Raw genomic sequence first — 18,794 nt, 5'->3', positions numbered from 1 at the left:
AGTAAGCGAATTACAATAAAGCAACTTCTCAACTAGGCAAGCGCGTTCACACGGCATCTCAACCTACGGCAGCGCGCGGTCGATGTCGTTCCAGTGCTTTTCCGTCAAGTCCTGCCAACTTTCGTCTGATCACGAAGCCGGTACCGGACCTGTCAGGCAATGAGGAGACCCGGCCAGATGGCCGGGTCTCCTTTTTTCGAATTAGCCGCGATCAGAACGAACGCTGCAGGCGGACGTAACCGGTCCACACGCCGTCGGCGGCATCTTCATCGAAGTAGTTGGCGGTGGTCTTGAACGCCAGGCCTTCGGCAATCTGGTAGTCGAGGGTTACACCCGCGGTCCAGGCGTCGTTGCCGTCGATCAGGTCATAGTCCCAGAAGTACTGGGCGGCCGGGGTCAGCTTCAGCTTGTCGGTCAGCTTGACTGCATATTCGCCGGCTACGGTCCACTGTGCGAGGTCGTAGTACTGGTTGACGCCGGAGGAGTAGATACCGGCAACGCCGAGGGTGCCCGGGCCGATTTCGGCTTCGACGATCAGGCGAACGGCGCCTTCTTCGCGAGCGAAGTCATAACCGCCGAGCAGGGCGGCAGTAGCAACGCCGAAGCTGCCGCTGACCATGGCTTCGATGCCAACGCCATCATTTTCACCAGGAGCCGAGGCGAACAGTTCGTCGACGAATACACCGGCGGTGAAGGCGTCGGTCGAATATTCGTAACCGATTGCGTTCAGACGGTTCGAACCCAGGGCATCGGTTTCGCCAGACAGGCCGATATCCCAGTAGTTGTACATGTAACCGACCTTGAAGCCGCCAACGGTGATGTAGGCTTCGTCGATTTCGAAGGCGCCGCCATTATAGTCTTCTTCAGCCCAGGTACGCAGGGCGATGAAGGAGCCGATGGTGCCGACTTCCGAATCGTTCTTGGCAGCAAACGAGAGATAGGCGCGGGTGCGAGCATCCAGGCCGAAGTCGTTGCCGTCCGGGTCGTTCTCGACGTGCTCCCAGTTAAGCTGTGCACGAACGTAGCCGCCGATCTTGAGGCAGGTTTCGGTGCCGGGGATGTAGAAGTAGCCGGTGCCGAAAGCGTCGCAAACGCGAACGTATTCCATCGGCTCAGGTTCAGCTGCAACGATAGCGTCGGCAGCCTGTGCGCCGGTGACTGCAACGAGAGCTGCAGCGGAGCCGAGAAGAAGGCTCTTGATGTTCATATTGACCTCCAGTCAAGTTTCGTATGGGTCTGGGTTCTTTGGCTGAAGGACAGCATTCCCTGCCCCATCCCCGTCGGTTTTCAGAAGACGGACGATCCACCGCCTCGCTTCCGAGATTGAAAATACAAAACGCCGACCGTCATGCAATCACCAAACCACCGAAAGCGACAAAACCCATCCCCCTTCCCAAGGCCCTGTTGCTGAAAGGACACAAACCCTCGCCCGAGCCCGGCCTTCTGTTTACCTCTTATTAAGAAAGTCCTTACGAAAAAGGCACTTAGCGCAAGATTGCGACGCGTCGGCGCAGCCCGCTGAACGACTCATATCCCGAAACGGTACAGGTGACGCGGGCTCTCTCCCCCTGTTTGCAAGGGAGGCCCGGCATTCGCCGAGCGGCGATCTTGTGCAAACCCAGCCGGTTTGGGAGCCTGTCTCGGTTAAATTGCGAACCCAAATCAGTTTCAGGGGTCACGATTCGGTCAGATTCGCAGAATCACCCAGGGATCGGCTCGCCAGTGGCCAGGCAGGCTACGACGAGCTCCGGAGGCAGCTTTATATATAGGGAGGCATGAAACCTGCGCCGGAAAATGAGAGCGGCGACGAAAAGGCCTTGCATTCGCCCAATCAAGCCAATAATCAGGCCGGACCGGAGAGGTGGCCGAGTGGTCGAAGGCGCTCCCCTGCTAAGGGAGTATACGTCAAAAGCGTATCGAGGGTTCGAATCCCTTCCTCTCCGCCACCTTGCTCTTGTCGAGCGCCTCTCCAGAAAACCAGTCCCGATTGATCGAGCGCATCGTGTTTGCTGCCGTTTCTCCATGCGGTCTTTGCATCTCGCCAGGCAGCGAGAGTTCACCGCTCTTCGATGGCCCACGCAGCGGCAATCGTGAATTTCTCGTTATGTGATTGAATAGACGATCTTATTCGATCTTGCCCTACGCCCTCCGTTCATAATTGACTGGAGGTCAATATGAACATCAAGAGCCTTCTTCTCGGCTCCGCTGCAGCTCTCGTTGCAGTCACCGGCGCACAGGCTGCCGACGCTATCGTTGCAGCTGAACCTGAGCCGATGGAATACGTTCGCGTTTGCGACGCTTTCGGCACCGGCTACTTCTACATCCCCGGCACCGAAACCTGCCTCAAGATCGGCGGCCAGATTCGTGCAACGCTTAACATGGGTGATGCCACCTGGGGTGACGGCGTAGATAACGAATTCGATTGGGCCTCGGCCGTTCGTGCCCGCGTTCACTTCGATGCCCGCAATGACTCGGAAGTTGGTACGGTTCGTTCGTACATCGATCTCGAAGCTACCAACGCTGGCGCCATGTTCCTTCGCGAAGCTTACATCGAAGTTGGCGGCTTCAAGGTTGGTCGCGCTTGGACCTTTATCGATAGCTTCGGTCTGGCTGGTGAAAGCGACTTCTTCTTCACCACGACCCGCTTCAACACGGTTAGCTACACGTACGCCAGCGATGCGTTCACCGTTGGTCTCGGCGTCGACGATCTGTCCGGCTTCTACGCGGATAACGCTGTCGGTCTTGAAGCCATGGCTTCCGCTTCCCTCGGCGTGGCTTCGCTCGCCCTTTATGGCGTTTATGACTTTGAAGCTGAAGAAGGTGCGATCGCTGGTGTAGTTTCGGCCGAAGTCGGTCCGGGTACTTTCGCTCTGAATGGCGCTTGGTCTTCGGGCATCAGCGCCTATACGAACCCGCTTGTCGATCTGACCGCCGAGTGGACCGTTGGTGCAGCTTATGCCTTCAAGGCAACCGACAAGCTGACCATCACCCCGGAAGTCAACTACTACGGCGACTACATGTTCGTAGACGGTGTTGATGCTTGGTCCGCTGACCTGCTCGTTGAATACCAGATCGCAACTGGTCTGGCGGCATCGGCTAATGTGGCTTACATTGACGTCGATGCACCTGGTGCTGATAGTGAATGGCAGGGCTTCGTTCGCCTGACCCGTTCGTTCTAATAGGATCTCCGGATCTTATAGGGAAAGCCCGGTCGCAAGACCGGGCTTTTTCCGTCTGAGGTGGTGCCCGAATATGAAGGGAAACTCCTTCGTGCGGCCAGATACCGTCAAATCCGGCGTTTTGCTGATTTCTGGTTTCGGCTAAGTGAACCGGGCCGCGAGGAAGGCCTGAATATGCTGCGGGATTCCATCCAGATGCAGGATCGGGGCGTGACCCTGTCCGGCGGCGGTGAGCGAAGCCATGCCGGGATGCCGTCTTTCCATCTCAGCCATCGTGTCCGGCGACAGCAGTCGCGATGTCGCGCCGCGGATGGCCATCAGCGGCAGATTGGCGAAGCCCGCGAAATTCTGCCAGAGATCGGGCAGCGGCTGGCTGAGGTCTGCCGCACAAAACTGCGCGGCGATTGCAGGATCGTAGTCTGGACGTATGCTCCCGCCCCTTTGCCGATAGATCGCATGCGCCATGTCGTGCCAGTCGCGATCCGACAAGGCCGGAAAGCCCGAGCCGTGAACCTCCCGCAGAATGGCCGTCGCCTCGTCGAAGTCCCTCGGTTGCCGTTCGCCTCCGAGATAGGCCTGAATCTGCCGCAGCCCTTCGACCTCGATCACCGGGCCGATGTCGTTCAGGATGACCGCAGAAAGGCGCCCGGGGTGGCTGACGGCCAGCAGATGAAGGATCAGGCCGCCGCGCGAGGTGCCGATGAAAGCGGCGCGGTCGATCCCGAGGCTGTCGAGTACATGGATGACATCCAGCGCTTCGACCGCCAGCGTATAGCGGCTCTCATCGCTGTCCCAATCGGACAATCCGCGTCCGCGCGAATCAATCGCCACGACCTTCGATGGCTGGGCAGAGCGTGAGAGAATCAACGCAAGCTGGTGGAAGTCGCGTGCATTGCGGGTGAGGCCAGGCAGGCAGATGATGGGTTCGCCGGGCAGATGTTCGCCGTAGAGCCGGGCGTGGAGCGAAAGACCATCGTCTGTCTCGATGAAACGATCAACAAAGCCCTCATTGTAATCCGCTGACATCCCGGCCTCCTGTTTGTGTCCTGGAAGAGAGATGTAGCGGAGTTTTCAGCGCCGCCAAAGCGGGCCCGCCAGAACGTCACCGTCCGAAGCGCAAATCAGCGACGATGTCGGTCTCCTGACCGAGTTGGCTCTTGTAGATCTGGTAGTTTTCCATGATGCGCTGGACGTAGTTGCGGGTCTCGGGGAAGGGGATGCGCTCGATCCAGTCGACCACTTCGTTGATCGGCTTGCCGCGTGGGTCGCCATAGCGGGCAATCCATTGCGACACGCGCTTCGGCCCCGCATTATAGGCGATGAACGTCAGGATATAGGAGCCGCCGAAAGCGTCGATCTGCTCGCCGAGATAATGGGCGCCAAGCGTTGCATTGTAGGCCGGATCGGCCGTCAGCTTTTCCTTGGAATAGGCAAGTCCGTAGCGCGTCGCCACCGCCTTTGCGGTTCCCGGCATGAGCTGCAACAGGCCGCGCGCATCGGCCGGGGACACCGCGGCCGGATTGAAGGCGCTTTCCTGCCGCGCGATCGCATAGGCCAGCGCCTTGCCCGACCCTTCGATATTGGCACTGGAGGGAATGACCCCGACCGGAAACGCGAGCGCCGGGACGTTGATGCCGCGGGCATAGGCGATCTTGCCGATCTGGAGCGACAGATGGTGGCCGCCGAACTGTTCCGCCTTGGCGGTCAGAAGTGCCAGTTCTCCTGGGCGGTCGAGTTGTTCGGCCAGCGAGCGGTAGAGGCTTTCGGCGCGCCAGCCATGCCCGGCGGCCTCGAAGCGGGCCATCGCCTGTACGGCCTCGCGCCGCGCGAAGCTCTGCCGGTCCTCGGGACTTGGCATGGGGTAGGGTATGTCCAGCCGGTTGTTGTTGAGCCGCGCCGCAGCGAGTTGACCGTAGAAGGTGCTGGCGAAGCGCGCCGCCCTGGCAAAATTCTCCTGCGCCTTGCCGTCACCGGCTGCTTCGGAGGTGCGGCCGAGCCAATACCAGGCGCGCGACGCTGAAAGCGGCCTGTCGGAGACCTGTAGAATCCTGCGGAAATGGTCAGCTGCCGCTGTCGGGTCCTGCAGCCGGCGCAGAGCGTACCATCCGGCATGAAATTCGGCGTCCGCCACATCGACGGGACTGGTGGCGAAATGACGGGACACGATCTGGTAGGCTGCCTTGAACTTGCCCTGGTCGGCGAGCCCGCGCGCGACGATCCGCTGCTCGTTCCACCATTCGCCGGGGTTGATCAGCTTTTTCGGGTCGCTTGGCGCCTTGGCGATCAGCTCTGCCGCCTCTTCATATTTCTCCTGGTGGCGCAGATGCTCGATGCGCGCGAAGAGATAGGCCGGATCGGAGCGCCAGCGCGGATCGACGGCGGCAAGCAGCGTCGCCGCCTTCGACGACCTGGCCAGCACCGCCGACCAGGCATTGTAGAGGGATTGGGCCTCGCCAAGCGAGGAGAAACGTTTCGCCTGCGCCGTGCGGCCGCGATAGAGCAGGTAGTCCATGCGGGCCTTGTGGTCCGCGGCGGTGAAAAGGCCGGGAAACCCCTTCAGGATCCGGTCTTCCCGGTCCTGGTCGAGTGCGTCTTCACGCCACAGCTTGTTCAGCACCTCGGCCGCGCGTTCCTTCTGTCCGGTCTCGATCAGTGCGCGGGCAAGGAGGACCACGCCCTCTGCCGTCTCCGGTGCCGTCTGGCCGAAGACCGCGATGACGTCGCGCGCTGGCGGATTCTCGCGATAGAGTGCCCGCTCGGAATTGGCGCGGAATGCCTTGAGCCCCGGCCAGCCTTCCAGCTTGCGTTGCGCTGCAGCGATTTCTGCTGACGGAATGCCGCTCATCCCGGACACAGCAATAGACCAGGTGAGCATGTTGCGGTCTAGCCCGTCGGGCATGCGGTTGCGGATCGCGAGCGCCTCGGGGGCCTTCCTGTCGGACAAGGCATCCAGACCGGCCTTCAGCAGCATGCTCGCCGAATTGATCCGGGCGGTCCGCGGAATGGTACCGGTCATTTCGAACGAAGGCGGCAGGGCGGTGGCAGCCGAAGGCATGGACGGCTTCGGTGAGGGGACGGGAACGACGGCCGGAGCGACGGTTTCGCCGGCATAAGCGAACGCGGTCAGGCCAAAACCGACGACGGATGCGAGGAGAATGGTCTTCTTCATCTCGAGTGCCCGCTGGAAAATCCGAATATCCTCCATTAGCTATTCGTCAAGTTAACGAAATCTTACCGCACAAGCAAAATCTACGACCATTGAAGGGGTGGTGAGCTGTCACAAAAGCCCCGTGCCTTGGCTTGTCGCGCCCCTGTCCGCAAAGTAATGTGCGCGCGTTGTAGCCAAGGAATACGGCCGAAGCATGGATGCCGGCCCTGAGGAGTTTTTGCATGTTCCAGGGATCCATTCCCGCACTTGTCACGCCCTTTACCGAAACCGGTGCCGTTGACGAGAAAGCCTTTGCCGCTCATGTGGAGTGGCAGATCGCAGAGGGTTCGAGCGGCCTGGTGCCCGTCGGCACCACTGGCGAATCGCCAACGCTCTCCCATGACGAGCACAAACGGGTGGTCGAACTGTGCGTTGAATCGGCAGCGAAGCGCGTCCCGGTTATCGCGGGTGCCGGCTCCAACAATACCAGGGAAGCGATCGAACTTGCCCAGCATGCCGAGACGGTCGGCGCCGATGCGCTGCTCGTCGTCACGCCTTATTATAACAAGCCGACGCAAAAGGGCCTCATTGCCCACTTTGCGGCTGTTGCCGATGCCGTGAAGCTGCCGATCTTCATCTACAACATTCCCGGCCGCTCCGTCGTCGATATGAGCCCCGAGACCATGGGCGTGCTCGCCAAGGCCCACAAGAACATCGTCGGCGTCAAGGATGCGACCGGCAAGCTCGAGCGCGTCTCGGATCAGCGCATTACCTGCGGCAGTGACTTCATCCAGCTTTCGGGCGAGGATGCGACCGCGCTCGGCTTCAACGCCCATGGCGGCGTCGGCTGCATTTCGGTCACCGCCAATGTCGCGCCGAAGCTCTGCGCCGAATTCCAGGCGGCGACGCTTGCCGGCGACCACAAGAAGGCGCTTGTTCTTCAGGACCGCCTGATGCCGCTGCACAAGGCGATCTTCCTGGAGCCAGGCGTCTGCGGTGCAAAATATGCGCTGTCGCGTATCGGGCGCATGAACCGGGCCGTGCGCCTGCCGCTTCTACCGACGCTCGAGCCTGTGACCGAAGCCGCGATCGATGCGGCACTGAAGCACGCCGGCCTGCTCAACTGAGGGACTGCAAGTCTTTGAAATGCGTGGCGCCGGGCGGTTTTCCGCCCGGCTTCTTTTTTTGCGCTGACAACTATATTACATAGGCACGACAAGAGCCGGACGGGATGCCCGCCGCCCGGCCAAGAACAAGCATTCCGGGCGGATCGGATCGTCACCATGGCACCCAGAGGCAGCCAGCGCACAATCAACAAGATTGTCGCGGAAAACCGCAAGGCCCGCTTCAACTACGAGATCATCGACACCTACGAGGCCGGTATCCAACTGACCGGTACGGAGGTCAAATCGTTGCGCGAAGGCAAGGCGAACATCGCCGAGTCCTATGCCTCGGATGAGGGTGATGAGATCTGGCTGATCAATTCCCACCTGCCGGAGTATCTGCAGGCCAACCGCTTCAATCACGAGCCTCGCCGCCGCCGCAAGCTCCTGCTCAACAAGCGCGAGATCGGTCGTCTGCGCCAGGCGATCAATCGCGAGGGCATGACGCTGGTCCCGCTCAAGATCTATTTCAACGAGAAGGGCCGGGCGAAGCTGGAACTCGCGCTCGCGAAGGGCAAGAAACTGCACGACAAGCGCGAGACGGAGAAGGAACGTGACTGGAACCGACAGAAGTCGCGTTTGCTGAAGACGGGCGGCTGACCATGACGGATCTGCTGAAGGTCAGCGTTGGCCCTTTCGTCTTCACCGCGCGGTTCGAGCTCGAAAAGGCGCCGGAGACCTGCCGGATTTTCAAGACGTTTCTGCCGTTCCGCAACCAGGCGATCCATTCGCGCTGGAGCGGTGAGGCTGTCTGGGTTCCGCTCGGCGACCTCCAGTTCGGCGCCGGCTTCGAGAACCACACCTGCCATCCCTCGCGCGGCGACATTCTGCTCTATCCCGGCGGTTACAGCGAAACGGAGCTTCTCTTCGCCTATGGCAGCTCGCATTTTGCCAGCAAGATGGGTGCTCTCGCCGGAAACCACTTCCTGACGGTGGTCGACGGGCGGGAGCATCTCGAGGCGATGGGCAAGATGGTGCTCTGGCAGGGCGCCCAGCCGATCAACTTCGAGGCAATCAGATAGCGACCGCGCCCAAGGGCGCGGTCTTCGATACTTGAGAATGAGATAGCCGCGGCGCTGACCGCGACTGATTTTCCCATTATGCAGCGTAGCGCTGGCGGTAGTCCTGAGACTGACGCGGCATGGCGATTTCCGTCGAGACGGTAAAGCGCGAGACGAGGTTCGTCAGGTGGTGCGATACCTCCAGAAGCGCGTGGGTCGAGGCATTGGTTTCCTCCACCATGGCGGCATTCTGCTGGGTCATCTGGTCCATGCTGTTGATCGCCGCATTGATTTCGCTGATACCGGCCGACTGCTCCTGCGAGGAGGTGGTGATCGCGGCGATATGGCCGTTGATCGCATGCACCTGCTCACCGATCGTGCTTAGGGCTTCGCCGGTCTTGTGTACCAGCGACACGCCCCGTGCCACGTCCTGCGACGAGCGATCGATCAGGGTCTTGATTTCCTTTGCGGCGGCAGCCGAGCGTTGCGCAAGCTCGCGCACTTCCTGGGCAACCACGGCAAAGCCGCGTCCGCTCTCGCCAGCCCGCGCCGCCTCGACGCCGGCATTGAGGGCGAGAAGATTGGTCTGGAAGGAGATTTCGTCGATCACGCTGATGATTTGCGTGATTTTCTTCGAAGATGTCTCAATGTCGCCCATCGCTTCGACGGCCTGAGCAACCACCTGGCCGGAGCGAACCGTCTCGTCGGCGGAGGCAACGACCGCTTCGCGCGCTTCCTGCGTGCGAAGTGCCGTCTGCTTGGCGACGGTCGTAATCTGCTCGAGCGCGGCGGCGGTCTCTTCGAGGGCTGCTGCCTGCTGCTCCGTGCGCTTGGCCATTTCGTCGGTCGCCGACGTCAGTTCGCGGGTGTTGGTCGCGGTGCGTGATGCTTCGGTGTGAATTTCCGAAAATGCCGAGCCGAGCGCATTGACCGCCGAATTGAAGTTGTTGCGAAGGGTGTCGAACTTCGGCGCGAGTTCCTTGTCGATCGTCGCCGTTAGGTCACCGCTGCTGAGTCGGCCAAGGGCGGCATCGAGAGCGTCCAGCGCCACTTGCTGTTCCTGCTCCAGGCGATGACGTTCTTCCTCGGCACGCGTACGCTCCTCCGCCAGCGTGTCGAGATAAACCGAAATCGAATAGTCCATGTCGAGCATGGCGGCTTTCATGATGGTGGTCAGGTTCTGCGCCAGGCGCTTGGCCTTGCGTCCCTGCATGAAGCCGCGCAACTCTTCGGTGATTACGCCCTCCATGATCCCTTCCAGCACAAGCGCATAGCCGCCGATATACCAGCGCGGCTCAAGGCCGAGGCGCGCATGGGTGCGGCCGATGGTCGAGACAGCTTCGACATAGTGGCTGTCCAGCTTGCCTGAGCTTATCAGCGACCAATGGGCCTCCTGTTTCTGCTTGGCATGGGCGATATGGGCGTCGTTGGCGAAGAAACGGGCAGTTTCCGGATGCGACTTGGTGCGAGCATAGAACGCGTCGAGTGCGGGGCCGATTTCAGCTTTGATGAGAGGTTGAAGGCTGGCAAGACGGTCGCGTTCTTCGGCATTCAGTCCAAGGAAGTTAAGACGATCGTTGAGTTGGGAGGCGGATTGGTTGTTACCTGACATTACGGATACCTAGAAGAGGTTCGGGCGAGAATCGCTGTGCAATAGGTCACCCTCGGGCGAGAGTAATTTACCGTCAGGTCGCTCGTCGCGGACGCGATTAACGTGAGATGAAATGATAGCTCCAGATTGGTGAAGAGAATCATAATAAACTAACAAACGAGCGATTTTCCTCAGGCCCGACCGGCGAGAGGAAATACTACAATTTCAGATAGTTGCGCGTTGTTTTGCAATCTTGGGGGCGACGGCCACGATCCGGTACCAGACCTGTTGGATTTCGGATGGCGGCGGATTTCTGGAGCCTATGCGGACGATCATTCGCCCATTTCGCTGGCAGGCGCGGGCTCCGTCTGGCGTACAGGACGCTCGCTCGGGTCGCGGCCGATTTCCGCCTTGAGCGAAATCAGGTCAATGAAGTGGTCCGATTGACGGCGCAGGTCATCGGCGATCATTGGTGGCTGGGTCGCCATGGTCGAGACGACTGAAACCTTGCGGCCCTTGCGCTGCAGAGCCTCCACAAGGGTGGTGAAATCACCGTCGCCCGAGAAAATCACCAGGTGGTCGACCGTCTCGGATTGTTCCATGGCATCGATCGCCAGTTCGATGTCCATATTGCCCTTGACCTTGCGGCGCCCCATCGAGTCAGTGAATTCCTTGGCCGGCTTGGTAATGACCTTGTAGCCGTTGTAGTCGAGCCAGTCGATCAGGGGGCGGATCGAGGAATATTCCTGATCCTCGATCAGTGCAGTGTAATAGTAGGCGCGCAGCAGATAGCCGCGTTTCTGGAAGGCCTTGAGCAATTTGCGATAGTCGATGTCGAAGCCCAGGCTTCTCGAGGCTGCGTAGAGGTTTGCGCCGTCGATGAAGAGTGCGATTTTTTCCCGAGGATCAAACATCGTGCCAATATCCTTTTCTGAGAATAAGACTTAGTGATAAAAGACAATTAAAACAAAACCTTGTCTTCTCACTCATGAATACCCCACCTAAATTATGAAATATTCATATAAAAATATCTAGGGCAGGGAACATGATATTCCAAGCGCGCATAGGTTGAAATTCCCTCTGTGTGCGGTGATTATTTTGGCCGGCGCTCGCCGCCGGTGCGATGCCTTGGTGACGAAAAACTTGAATTCGCCTTCCATTGATAGTATCGGGCTGCTAAATCCTTAAATTCCCGAGCGCAAAGGACAGGCAATGGCCCGTGTCACCGTTGAAGACTGCATCGACAAAGTAGACAACCGCTTCGAGCTCGTCTTGCTCGCGAGCCATCGCGCCCGCCAGATTTCCCAGGGCGCGCCCATCACCGTCGATCGCGACAAGGACAAGAACCCGGTTGTGGCGCTACGCGAGATCGCCGACGAGACGCTCTCGCCGGGGGACCTCAAGGAAGACCTGATCCATTCGCTGCAGAAGCATGTCGAAGTCGACGAGCCGGAACAGGATACCGGCTCCCTGATCGCTGCCGGCGCCGTTGCCGCCAAGAGCGAGGACGATGACGAGCAGCCCGAAGCCGTGAGTTTCGACCAGATGTCGGAAGAGGATCTTCTGGCAGGTATTGAAGGACTTGTCCCGCCGGAAAAGAGCGACGATTACTAATCGTCAAGCAATCGGGCATTAGAGTCTCGGAAATTCATTCTCGTGCGCCAATCCCTGTCGATTGGCGCGCTTTTCGTTTTTGGAGCACCTTGGCATGATGCGGCAATACGAGCTCGTGGAGCGGGTTCAGAAATACAAGCCCGATGCCAATGAAGCCCTGCTCAACAAGGCCTATGTCTATGCCATGCAGAAGCATGGCAAGCAGACGCGCGCCAGCGGCGACCCCTATATTTCCCACCCGCTCGAAGTCGCCGCCATCCTGACGGAGATGCATCTCGACGAGGCGACCATTGCGGTTGCCCTATTGCACGACACGATCGAGGATACGACGGCCACTCGCGCCGAAATCGATGAACTGTTTGGCGAGGACATCGGCCGTCTTGTCGAGGGTCTGACCAAGCTGAAGAAGCTCGATCTGGTTACGAAGAAGGCCAAGCAGGCGGAAAACCTGCGCAAGCTGCTTCTGGCGATCTCCGACGACGTTCGCGTGCTTCTGGTGAAGCTGGCCGACCGCCTGCACAACATGCGCACCCTCGAGCATATGCGCGACGACAAGCGTGCCCGTATCTCCGAAGAGACGATGGAGATTTATGCGCCGCTCGCCGGCCGCATGGGTATGCAGGACATGCGCGACGAACTGGAGGATTTGTCCTTCCGCTATATCAATCCGGAAGCCTACGAGACAGTTACCCAGCGCCTCGCCGAACTCTCCCAGCGCAACGAGGGCCTGATCACGAAGATCGAGGACGAGTTGTGCGAACTGCTCGTCGCCAACGGGCTGCTCAATGCGAGCGTCAAGGGCCGGCAGAAGCGGCCCTATTCGGTTTTTCGCAAGATGCAGTCGAAGTCGCTGTCCTTCGAACAGTTATCCGATGTTTACGGTTTCCGCATCATCGTCGACGACATTCCGGCCTGCTATCGGGCACTCGGGATCGTCCATACGCGCTGGCGTGTCGTGCCCGGCCGGTTCAAGGACTATATCTCGACGCCGAAGCAGAATGACTACCGCTCGATCCACACCACGATTGTCGGCCCTTCGCGCCAGCGCATCGAACTGCAGATCCGCACCAAGCGCATGCATGAGATCGCCGAATACGGCATTGCCGCCCATGCGCTCTACAAGGACGGCGAGGCAGGTGGAGACGGCGAACTGCTGTCGCGCGAGAGCAATGCCTATTCGTGGCTGCGCCATACGATCGAGGCGCTCGCCGAAGGCGACAATCCGGAAGAGTTTCTCGAGCACACCAAGCTCGAGCTGTTCCAGGATCAGGTGTTCTGCTTCACACCGAAGGGCAAGCTGATTGCGCTGCCGCGCGGCGCGACCCCGATCGATTTCGCCTATGCCGTCCATACCAACATCGGCGACACCACGGTCGGCGCCAAGATCAACGGCTCGATCATGCCGCTCGTCACGCGTCTTTCGAACGGGGACGAGGTGGAGATTATCCGCTCGGGTGTCCAGGTACCTCCGGCCGCCTGGGAAGAGATCGTCGTCACGGGCAAGGCGCGCGCCGCAATACGCCGTGCCACCCGCGTGGCGATCCGCAAGCAATATGCGGGCCTCGGTCACCGGATACTTGAACGCACGTTCGAACGCGCCGGCAAGATTTTTTCGCGCGACGGGCTCAAACCGGTCCTGCACCGCCTCGGCCAGCGCGACGTGGAGGATGCCATCGCCGCCGTCGGGCGTGGCGAGTTATCGTCGATCGACGTCCTGCGCGCTGTCTATCCCGACTATCAGGACGAACGCGTCACGGTGAAACCTTCGTCCGATGAAGGCTGGTTCGCGATGAACAGTGCCAATGGCATGGTCTTCAAGATTCCCGGCAAGGCCACAGACGGGGCCGAGGGGGGCGAGCGTCTTCCGATCCGTGGTCTGGGCGCCAATGCGCAAGTGTTCTTCGCTCCCGCCGGCGCTATCCCCGGCGACCGGATCGTCGGCATCATGGAGCAGGGCAAGGGTATCACCATCTATCCGATCCAGGCGTCTGCCTTGCAGAAGTTCGACGACGAGCCGGAGCGCTGGATCGACGTGCGCTGGGACCTGGACGAGGCGAACAAGTCGCGCTTCATGGCGCGCATCTCGATCAATGCAATCAATGAGCCCGGCACGCTGGCAACCGTTGCCCAGACAGTCGCGCGGCTCGACATCAACATTCGAACGCTATCGATGGTGGGTGTCGCGTCCGACTTCACCGAGATGGTGATCGACGTTGAGGTCTGGGACCTGCGCCAGTTGAACCAGTTGATCGTCGAGTTGAACGACCTGGACTGCATTTCGACGGTTCAGCGAGTCTACGACTGACCGGCGACGGACGGGTTGGCAATCGATTGGTTGGCCGGGTGAAGCAGCCGACCTGTGGCGGGCAACCCGCCTTGGGCGACGCCGCGTTACCCGTTCGGGGTGACAGGAGCCGGACGCCCCTGCTGAAAGCATAGGACATGGGAACCGCGTCCGTTGATGTGGCTTCCCGATCGTCAAGCCTTCCTTAACCCGCCATGCAAATGCCGCATGCCAGTGCCCCCTTTTCAGATCTGGTAATTTGTGCGCCGCACAATTATCTTTCTCTCACACAAGAGAGAAAGAAAGAGGACAGAAGATATGTTCAAGCCCCTTCGTAAGTTCGTAAACGCCCTGCGCGTTCCCACCTCGGCCGAACGTGAGATGGCTTATCTCAATGGCGCACGCGACATTATCGACCTTGAGTATCGCCAGCGCGAGATTGAACGCGGCCAGTTCCGTAGCCGTTTCTAACGCCATAAGATGATCTTTCAGGATGTGACAGATCGGGAGTTCTCCATGTCCTGCCGGCCGGTGGACGATTTTCGCTGGCGCTGGCTTGTCGAGATGAGGGGGCATCTACTACATGTGGATTATGCTGTCCCTTTGTTCCTGGGCTGAGGCCCTTTACACCACTCCATTGCGCCGGCGCCGGGCATTCGAACCAGGCGCAGCTTGGCTGGATGATCGCCCATGATCATCGGCATCGGCAGCGATCTCATCGATATACGCCGCATCGAGCAATCGCTTGAACGCTTTGGCGAGCGTTTCACGCAGCGCTGTTTCACCGACATCGAACGGCTAAAATCCGACGGTCGCAAAAACCGGGCTGAATCCTACGCCAAGCGCTTTGCCGCCAAGGAGGCGATGTCGAAGGCGCTCGGCACTGGCATGGCCCAGGGCGTGTTCTGGAAAGACATGGGCGTCGTCAATGCTGCGAGCGGCAAGCCGACGATGGAACTGACGGGCGGTGCCGCCGCGGCCTTGCTACGGCTGATGCCGGCCGGTCATGAGCCGCTAGTTCATCTTACCATTACCGACGACTACCCGCTGGCCCAGGCCTTCGTGATCATCGAGGCCCGCCCGGCGCGCGACTGACGACCTGCAGGATAGGGTATTTTCCGCGCCTCTGCCGTTGCCGCAGCGACGCGAACCGACTAGACAGGGCAGGATTTGCCAGAAAAGGAAATGACGGCGTGGAAGCTGAAAAGAAGCAGAGTGTCCTTTGGGAAAATATCAAGGTCATCATCCAGGCACTGCTCCTGGCCATGATCATCCGGACGGTCCTGTTCCAGCCCTTTACCATCCCCTCGGGCTCGATGATGCCGACGCTGCTCGTCGGCGACTACATCTTCGTCAACAAGTTCTCCTACGGCTATTCGAAGTATTCGCTGCCGTTCTCCCCGGACCTGTTCGAAGGCCGCATCTTCGCCAGCCAGCCGGAACGTGGCGACATTGCCGTTTTCCGTTTCCCGCCAAACCCCAAGATCGACTATATCAAGCGCGTCGTCGGCCTGCCCGGTGATCGCATCCAGGTGATTGACGGCGTGCTCAACATCAATGGCACGCCTGTAGCCCGCGCCGAGGATGGCCGGTTCACTTCCGATTACAGCCTCGACCCGGGTACCGACGTGCCGATCTTCCGCGAAACCATGGACAATGGCGTGAGCTACGACACGCTCGATCAGGCGCAGAACACCCGCGGCGACAACACCCGCGAATTTATCGTGCCCGAAGGCCACTATTTCATGATGGGCGACAACCGCGACAATTCGCTCGATAGCCGCTTCGATGTCGGTTTCGTGCCGGAAGAGAACCTGATCGGCCGCGCTTCGGTGATTTTCTTCTCGCTGGGCAACGATACCTCGTTCCGCGAAGTGTGGAAGTGGCCGTCCAACATGCGTTGGGATCGCCTGTTCAAGGTAGTCGAATGAGAAGACCGAAGGGGCTCGGCGAGGAGGATCGGACGCGCATCGAAACCGCGATCGGTTACACCTTCGCCGAGAAGGAACGGCTCGACCGCGCGTTCACCCATTCAAGCGCAACGCCCTCGTCCAAGGGGGGCGACTACGAGCGCCTGGAATTCCTCGGCGACCGGGTTCTCGGCCTTTGCGTCGCCGAACTGCTGTTCAAGACCTTCCGCAATGCGACCGAAGGCGAGCTATCCGTGCGCTTCAACCAGTTGGTGAGCGCCGAGGCTTGCGCTACGATCGCCGACGAGCTGGAACTGCACCGCTTCATCCGCACCGGTTCCGACGTCAAGAAACTGACCGGCAAGGCTATGCTCAATGTCCGGGCCGATGTTGTCGAAAGCCTGATTGCGGCAATTTATCTCGATGCAGGACTGGAGGCCGCGCGCGGCTTCGTCCTGCGCTTTTGGGAGGAAAAGGCGAGCCGGGCCGACGGTGCGCGACGCGATGCCAAGACTGAATTGCAGGAATGGGCGCATGCGAAATTCGCAAAGACCCCGGCATACCGGATTGCCGAACGCGCCGGACCGGATCATGATCCCCGTTTCACGGTGATTGTCGAAATCCCCGGCATTGCGCCTGAAAGCGGGACGGATCGCTCCAAGCGCGCCGCCGAGCAGGTCGCCGCTACGAAAATACTTGAACGCGAAGGCGTCTGGACGAAGTCCGTGGACGCAGGCTGATTGGAAACCATGACTGATATCGAAAACCCCTCCGTCGAAGGTGCCGCCGTCGGCGACAAGCCCACGCATTCCGGCTTCGTGGCCCTAATCGGCGCGACCAATGCCGGCAAGTCGACGCTGCTGAACCGGCTCGTCGGCGCCAAGGTGTCGATCGTCAGCCACAAGGTACAGACGACGCGCGCCATCGTGCGCGGCATTGCCATCCACGACCGTGCCCAAATCGTTTTCATGGATACGCCCGGCATCTTCAAGCCGCGCCGCAGGCTCGACCGTGCCATGGTGACCTCCGCATGGGGCGGCGCCAAGGATGCGGACCTGATCCTGCTCCTGATCGACAGCGAGCGCGGCCTGCGCGGCGATGCGGAAGCCATCCTCGAGGGACTCAAGGAGGTTCACCAGCCCAAGATTCTCGTGCTCAACAAGATCGACCGGGTTCGCCATGAGGACCTGCTGAATCTGGCCGCCAAGGCGAACGAAACCATTGCCTTTGAACAGACCTTCATGGTTTCGGCGACGACTGGCTCCGGCTGTGACGACCTGATGGATTTCCTGGCGAAGCGCCTGCCCGAAGGGCCGTGGTATTATCCGGAAGACCAGATCTCAGACTTGCCGATGCGCCAGCTCGCGGCCGAAATCACCCGCGAAAAACTGTTCCTCAGGCTCCATCAGGAGCTTCCTTATTCCTCGCATGTCGAGACGGAAAGCTGGGAGGAGCGCAAGGACGGATCGGTTCGGATCGAGCAGGTCATCTATGTCGAGCGCGACAGCCAGAAGAAGATCGTGCTCGGCAAGGGTGGTGACGCGATCAAGTCGATCTCGACCGCGTCGCGCAAGGAGATCTCGGAAATCCTTGAGCAGCCGGTGCATCTCTTCCTGTTCGTCAAGGTTCGCGAGAACTGGGGCGATGATCCCGAGCGCTTCCGCGAGATGGGTCTCGAATTCCCGAAGAATTGAGCGCGCGTTAGCCTTCGATGCGGCGGGCGACGAATTTCGAGATCGGTCCACCGAGCAACAGCACCAGGAACAGTCGCACCGTCTGCAGCGCCATGACGAAGGACAGGTCGACCGGTGTCGAGGCGGCGATGATGGCAACCGAATCCAGTCCGCCAGGGCTGGTGGCCAGATAGGCAGTCAATGGATCGATGCCGAACTGGTAGGTCAAGAGTGCCGCGAGCCCGGCGCAGAAGGCGATCAACACGACGATCGAGGCAAGAATTTGCGGCAGCGCATGGGCGGCATGGCGCAGGATGCGGCGGGTGAAGCTGAGCCCGATCTTCCAGCCAAGCGTGGCATAGCCGATCGCCAGCAGCCAGGGCGGTAGGTCGATCGTGATCCAGCCGGCCGCATGCAGCGCCGCCGTGGCGATCAACGGCAGCAGCATGGTCCCGGCCGGGATCTTCAGCCGTGCGCCCACCGCGCTGGCCGCAAAGGACACCGCCAGCGTCTTTGCCAGTTCGATCCAGTCGACGGGTGGAAACCACACGATCTCATGGACGGGGCCGCCGCGCACCTGGAAGAACAGGGCCGCGACCAGCGAGGCGGCGGAGGCAACGCAGACCACGCGCAGATACTGCATGAAGGCAACGAGGCGGACGTCACCGCCATGGGCCTCTGCCATCAGCATCATGGCGGAGGCGGCTCCTGCCGATGTCCCCCAGACCGCCGTCGTGCCCGGCAGGCTGCCGCTCCGCGCCATGAGATAGCCCATCAGGCTGCTGGCGCCGATGACCGCCAGCACGATCGCCAGGAAGATCGGCCAGTCGGCGGCAAATGTCTGCAAGATGCCGACATCGAGCGAACGGGCGATCACGCAGCCGAGAAGCGAATGGGCGCCGATATAGGGCATACGGTGAACCGACAGCCGCGCGCCGTTGGTGGCAACGACGATCGCCGCGACCATCGGCCCGAGTAGCAGGGATCCCGGCAGGTGGACGAGTTGCAGCAAGGCGGAGAGAAGCAGCGAGAGCGCCAGCAGCAAAAGCCAGCGCAGCGGAACCGGAAGCTGGGGCAACAGGCCCGGATCGGGCGTATGATCTGAAAAGCCGGAAGACGATGGCTGCATTGCGGGGGCCTGAGGCTGGGCGGTCGCGGGACGGTTGCCTGTTCCGACTATACCGATTCGCCCGAGGGCAGGCGAAAACTTGGCGAATATCATGTCGGGCAG

The 18,794-nt window shown here is 60.3% G+C and carries 17 protein-coding genes and 1 tRNA gene; 12 read left to right on the top strand and 6 right to left on the bottom strand.

The window, feature by feature from the left end:
• Positions 1-211 precede the first annotated feature (211 nt).
• Positions 212-1,207 carry a porin gene (locus ACWPVA_RS10280; RefSeq protein ID WP_454287587.1) on the bottom strand — a complete coding sequence of 332 codons (996 nt, stop codon included), beginning with the start codon at positions 1,205-1,207 and terminating at the stop codon, positions 212-214.
• Positions 1,208-1,855: 648 nt separating this feature from the next.
• On the opposite strand from ACWPVA_RS10280, the gene ACWPVA_RS10275 reads away from it, so the two are divergent.
• Positions 1,856-1,946, top strand: a tRNA-Ser gene (locus tag ACWPVA_RS10275).
• Between the two features lie 228 nt (positions 1,947-2,174).
• Positions 2,175-3,179 (top strand): porin, encoded by a 1,005-nt coding sequence (locus ACWPVA_RS10270; protein ID WP_454287586.1) that lies wholly within the window; start codon positions 2,175-2,177, stop codon positions 3,177-3,179.
• A gap of 141 nt (positions 3,180-3,320) precedes the next feature.
• Here ACWPVA_RS10270 and ACWPVA_RS10265 read toward each other — a convergent pair whose 3' ends face one another.
• Complete coding sequence (locus ACWPVA_RS10265) at positions 3,321-4,205, bottom strand: alpha/beta fold hydrolase (protein ID WP_454287585.1); 885 nt, start codon at positions 4,203-4,205, stop codon at positions 3,321-3,323.
• Between the two features lie 76 nt (positions 4,206-4,281).
• Positions 4,282-6,348, bottom strand: a complete 2,067-nt coding sequence (locus ACWPVA_RS10260; RefSeq protein WP_454289567.1) for a transglycosylase SLT domain-containing protein — start codon at positions 6,346-6,348, stop codon at positions 4,282-4,284.
• A 221-nt stretch (positions 6,349-6,569) separates the two neighbouring features.
• Here ACWPVA_RS10260 and dapA point away from each other — a divergent pair, with 221 nt between their 5' ends.
• The 3 genes from dapA (at position 6,570) to ACWPVA_RS10245 (ending at position 8,512) form a co-directional block, all read left to right on the top strand.
• Positions 6,570-7,454 (top strand): 4-hydroxy-tetrahydrodipicolinate synthase, encoded by an 885-nt coding sequence (gene dapA / locus ACWPVA_RS10255; RefSeq protein ID WP_454287584.1) that lies wholly within the window; start codon positions 6,570-6,572, stop codon positions 7,452-7,454.
• Between the two features lie 156 nt (positions 7,455-7,610).
• Positions 7,611-8,090 carry an SsrA-binding protein SmpB gene (gene smpB, locus ACWPVA_RS10250; protein ID WP_454287583.1) on the top strand — a complete coding sequence of 160 codons (480 nt, stop codon included), beginning with the start codon at positions 7,611-7,613 and terminating at the stop codon, positions 8,088-8,090.
• Positions 8,091-8,092: 2 nt separating this feature from the next.
• Positions 8,093-8,512 (top strand): DUF3830 family protein, encoded by a 420-nt coding sequence (locus tag ACWPVA_RS10245; protein WP_454287582.1) that lies wholly within the window; start codon positions 8,093-8,095, stop codon positions 8,510-8,512.
• A 76-nt stretch (positions 8,513-8,588) separates the two neighbouring features.
• Here ACWPVA_RS10245 and ACWPVA_RS10240 read toward each other — a convergent pair whose 3' ends face one another.
• Together ACWPVA_RS10240 and ACWPVA_RS10235 are read right to left on the bottom strand one after the other, a co-directional pair.
• Entirely contained in the window at positions 8,589-10,103 is a 1,515-nt protein-coding gene (locus ACWPVA_RS10240; RefSeq protein WP_454287581.1) for a methyl-accepting chemotaxis protein, read from the bottom strand.
• 311 nt (positions 10,104-10,414) lie between these two features.
• Positions 10,415-10,996, bottom strand: coding sequence for a LabA-like NYN domain-containing protein (locus tag ACWPVA_RS10235; RefSeq protein WP_454287580.1), 582 nt, complete (start codon positions 10,994-10,996; stop codon positions 10,415-10,417).
• Positions 10,997-11,294: 298 nt separating this feature from the next.
• Here ACWPVA_RS10235 and rpoZ point away from each other — a divergent pair, with 298 nt between their 5' ends.
• From rpoZ to era, 7 genes are all read left to right on the top strand, one after another.
• Positions 11,295-11,696, top strand: a complete 402-nt coding sequence (rpoZ, locus tag ACWPVA_RS10230; RefSeq protein ID WP_454287579.1) for a DNA-directed RNA polymerase subunit omega — start codon at positions 11,295-11,297, stop codon at positions 11,694-11,696.
• A 94-nt stretch (positions 11,697-11,790) separates the two neighbouring features.
• On the top strand, positions 11,791-14,001 hold the full coding sequence (locus ACWPVA_RS10225) for a RelA/SpoT family protein (protein ID WP_454287578.1): 2,211 nt from the start codon (positions 11,791-11,793) through the stop codon (positions 13,999-14,001).
• A 297-nt stretch (positions 14,002-14,298) separates the two neighbouring features.
• Entirely contained in the window at positions 14,299-14,451 is a 153-nt protein-coding gene (locus tag ACWPVA_RS10220; RefSeq protein WP_454287577.1) for a DUF3563 family protein, read from the top strand.
• 219 nt (positions 14,452-14,670) lie between these two features.
• Positions 14,671-15,075 (top strand): holo-ACP synthase, encoded by a 405-nt coding sequence (acpS, locus tag ACWPVA_RS10215; RefSeq protein WP_454287576.1) that lies wholly within the window; start codon positions 14,671-14,673, stop codon positions 15,073-15,075.
• A 98-nt stretch (positions 15,076-15,173) separates the two neighbouring features.
• Complete coding sequence (gene lepB / locus ACWPVA_RS10210) at positions 15,174-15,911, top strand: signal peptidase I (RefSeq protein ID WP_454287575.1); 738 nt, start codon at positions 15,174-15,176, stop codon at positions 15,909-15,911.
• Complete coding sequence (rnc, locus tag ACWPVA_RS10205; RefSeq protein WP_454287574.1) at positions 15,908-16,630, top strand: ribonuclease III; 723 nt, start codon at positions 15,908-15,910, stop codon at positions 16,628-16,630. Before lepB ends, rnc begins: the two co-directional genes overlap by 4 nt.
• A 9-nt stretch (positions 16,631-16,639) precedes the next feature.
• Positions 16,640-17,584: a GTPase Era gene (gene era / locus ACWPVA_RS10200; RefSeq protein ID WP_454287573.1), complete on the top strand. Its 945-nt coding sequence runs from the start codon at positions 16,640-16,642 to the stop codon at positions 17,582-17,584.
• 7 nt (positions 17,585-17,591) lie between these two features.
• Here era and ACWPVA_RS10195 read toward each other — a convergent pair whose 3' ends face one another.
• Positions 17,592-18,692 carry an AbrB family transcriptional regulator gene (locus ACWPVA_RS10195; RefSeq protein WP_454287572.1) on the bottom strand — a complete coding sequence of 367 codons (1,101 nt, stop codon included), beginning with the start codon at positions 18,690-18,692 and terminating at the stop codon, positions 17,592-17,594.
• Between the last annotated feature and the right edge of the window lie 102 nt (positions 18,693-18,794).

It is taken from the genome of Rhizobium arsenicireducens (assembly GCF_964021225.1).
The sequence above is the reverse complement of the archived record's forward strand: the minus strand, read 5'-3'. Positions and strand labels throughout refer to the sequence as shown.